Raw genomic sequence first — 2,982 nt, forward strand, 5'->3', positions numbered from 1 at the left:
GGGGGGGGGGGGGGGGGGGCACGCGGGGCGGGGGGGGGGGGAGGGAGAGGGGGGAACCGCGACCCGGCGGGGGGGGCGGCCCGCGCAGCGGGGAGGGGCGGGGGCACGGCCCCGGCGCGCGGGCGGGCCCGGCGGCGCCGGCGCCCGCCGGTTCCGGCACCGGGGCCGGCATCGCCGGGGTCTTCGGCGCGTTGGCCGGCGCCGGAACGCCGGGGCGTCCCGGAGGCACGCGGTTGACGGACCCCGGCCCCATGGACGGGGCGAGCCCGCCGACCGAGGCGCCCAGCGTGCGGTACTGGAAAAGGACCGAGGAGTTGCAGAGGTTGAGGCTGCAGGACAGGGACTCGGTGCGGATGATGCCGTCGCGCGACTGGGTGGCCGCGCGCTCGATGCAGTTCTCCAGCTCGCGCACGTTGCCGGGCCAGGTGCAGCGGTTCAGCACCTCCAGCGCCTCGTCCTCCATGACGAGATTCATACCGTTGTCCTTGGCGAACTTCGCCACGAAATGGCGGGCCAGCGGGCCGATGTCCTGGCGCCGTTCGCGCAGCGGCGGCAGATGGATCGTCACCACGTTGATGCGGAAATACAGGTCGGCGCGGAACTTGCCGTGGCCGACCGCCTCCTCCAGGTTCAGGTTGGTGGCGCAGATCAGCCGGACGTCGGTCTTGATGGTCTTGGACCCGCCGACCCGCTCGAACTCCTGCTCCTGCAGCACGCGCAGCAGCTTGGCCTGGAAGTTGGGCGAGATGTCGCCGATCTCGTCGAGGAACAGTGTGCCGCCCGACGCCAGCTCGAACCGGCCCTTGTGGTCCTTCTGCGCGCCGGTGAAGGCGCCCTTCTCATGGCCGAACAGCTCCGATTCCAGGAGCGATTCCGGCAGGGCGGCGCAGTTCACGCGGATGAAGGGGGCGTCCTTGCGCGGCGACATGTTGTGGATGGCCCGCGCGATCAGCTCCTTGCCGGTGCCGCTCTCGCCGCGGATCAGCACGGTGGACTTGAAGGGCGCCACCCGGTGGACCTGGGCCATCACCTCCAGCATGTTGGGGCTGGTGCACACCACGTCGTTGATCGGGGCGGCGATGGGGCGCAGCTCCTTCTGCATGCGGAAGGTTTCCCGCATCATGAAGCGGCGCTCCTCGGCCACGGTGCGGTGCAACCGCACGGTCTGGCCGATCAGGTTGGCGACCATGGTCAGGAAGCGCACGTCGCTGCCGAAATGGCCTTGCGGTCCCTCGTCGGAAATGCGGTCGATGGTCAGCACGCCGACGACCACCCCCGCGGCCTTGATCGGCACGCCGACCAGCGAGGCCACCTGCTCGTCCAGGTCCTCGCGCCCGCCGGTGCGGTTCAGGAACAGCGGTTCCTCCGCCAGGTTCGGGACGACGGCGGGCATGCCGGTCTTCAGGATGCGGCCGGTGATGCCTTCCCCGTCGCGGAACTCGATTTGCGCCGCGGCCTCGTTCGACAGGCCGTTCGCGGCGACCAGCCGCAGCACATTGTCCTCGCCGACCAGATAGACGCGCCCGCGGTGCATCTGCAGCTGGTAGGCCAGCGCGCGGAGCACCTCGCGCAAGGTCTGCTGGAGGTCGAGAGAGGAACCGAGGATCTTGCTGACCTCATAGATGGTCAGCAGTTCCAGGTTCGACGTGGACTGGCGCATTGCACCCGGCATGATCGACACCCCCTGCTCAACCGGGACTCCGGACGCCGCGCACCGGCGCGCTCGTCGAAGTGATCCCGGCACGGCGCCTTGAACCGTTCCTCCCGGGGTGGGGTGTGCGCTCGTTGCTGATCGGCGCCTTTGACCACCGGTGCGCCCGCCGCGCGTGCTTCCGTGACAAGCCGTTCGCGCTGCGGACTGTCGAAAGTTTCGGAAACTCTCGGTCGAAAGGCAAGCCCTTTTGCATATCAGTTGCTGCGGCGCACAATGACTTATGGCTGCGGCAGAACGGCGCAACCCTTGAGATAACTGGTGTTTCCACCGGCAAGCAGCTAATAACTGACTGGTCAGTAATATTTTCTCCACCCTGGAGGACGGCATGCCGGAGGATGATCCCGCCGTTCCGCGCTGGCGCCGCCGGAAGGAGGAGCGCCCCCGGGAGATCGTCGACGCGGCCCTGACCGTCTTCGGCGAGCGCGGCTTCGCGGCGGCCCGGCTGGAGGACGTCGCGGCGCAGGCCGGGGTCAGCAAGGGCACGCTCTACCTCTACTTCCCGAACAAGGAGGAGCTGTTCAAGGCGGTGGTCCGCGAGGCCATCCTGCCCAACCTGGACATGGCGGAGCGTCTGCTGGCCGGGGCGCAGGGGCCGAGCTTTGCCGTGCTGGAAACGCTGCTGACGCTCTTCGCGACGCGCATCCTGAAATCCCGCGCCGGCGCCATCCCCAAGCTGATCATCGCCGAGGCCGGCAACTTCCCCGATCTCGCCCGCTTCTATTACGAGGAGGTGATCCGCCGCGCCTTCGCCCTGTTGGCGGCGGTGCTGGAGCGCGGCATGGCGCGCGGGGAGTTCCGCCCGGTGGACGTCGACTCGACCGTCCGGCTGATCGTCGCGCCGATGCTGATGAGCGCGCTGTGGCGCTCCTCCTTCGAAGCGCTGGAGGGGCGCCCGCCGGACGTCGCGGCTCTGCTGGCCGCCCATCTCGACGCGCTGCGCCGGACCCTCGCCCCGGAGGGAGGGCCGCCGTCATGAGCTGGATCGCCGAAACGCTGGCGGCGGCCCTGTCCGTCCTCGGGCTGGGCGGCGGGGACGCCGTGCCGCTGGCCCACGGCTATGCGGAGGGCGAGTATCTGCGCATCGCCGCCCCGGTGGCCGGGACGCTCGACTCGCTGGCGGGGGCGCGCGGCGGGGGGGGGGGGGGGGGGGGGCCCCCCCGCCCCCCCCCCCCCGCCGATGACGTCCGGGCTCTCGGCCTGGGCGGCGCCTTCCGGAGCCTCGTCGGAGTCCGCGACCTCGTCCGAACCGCCGTCGGTGGCGAAGGCGG

General features: G+C 70.7%; 2 protein-coding genes and 1 pseudogene. 2 read left to right on the top strand and 1 reads right to left on the bottom strand.

The genetic code is table 11. The annotated features are described in order from the left end of the window. Positions 1-1,672, bottom strand: a 1,672-nt coding sequence (nifA, locus tag GBZ26_RS28495; RefSeq protein ID WP_174441681.1) for a nif-specific transcriptional activator NifA, incomplete at its 3' end; no start/stop codon positions are given. A 367-nt stretch (positions 1,673-2,039) separates the two neighbouring features. Here nifA and GBZ26_RS28500 point away from each other — a divergent pair. Both GBZ26_RS28500 and GBZ26_RS30515 read left to right on the top strand, forming a co-directional pair. Then, positions 2,040-2,690: a TetR/AcrR family transcriptional regulator gene (locus GBZ26_RS28500; RefSeq protein WP_174441682.1), complete on the top strand. Its 651-nt coding sequence runs from the start codon at positions 2,040-2,042 to the stop codon at positions 2,688-2,690. Further along, positions 2,687-2,982 (top strand): annotated as a pseudogene (locus GBZ26_RS30515) (hypothetical protein); the annotation flags it as partial. The gene GBZ26_RS28500 and the pseudogene GBZ26_RS30515, both read left to right, overlap by 4 nt.

It is taken from the genome of Azospirillum formosense, assembly GCF_013340925.1.
Lineage (GTDB): Bacteria > Pseudomonadota > Alphaproteobacteria > Azospirillales > Azospirillaceae > Azospirillum > Azospirillum formosense.

Excerpts from the sequence above, each read along its gene's own strand:
- GBZ26_RS28500 (WP_174441682.1), top strand. The coding sequence starts at position 2,040 with ATGCCGGAGGATGATCCCGCCGTTCCGCGCTGGCGCCGCCGGAAGGAG.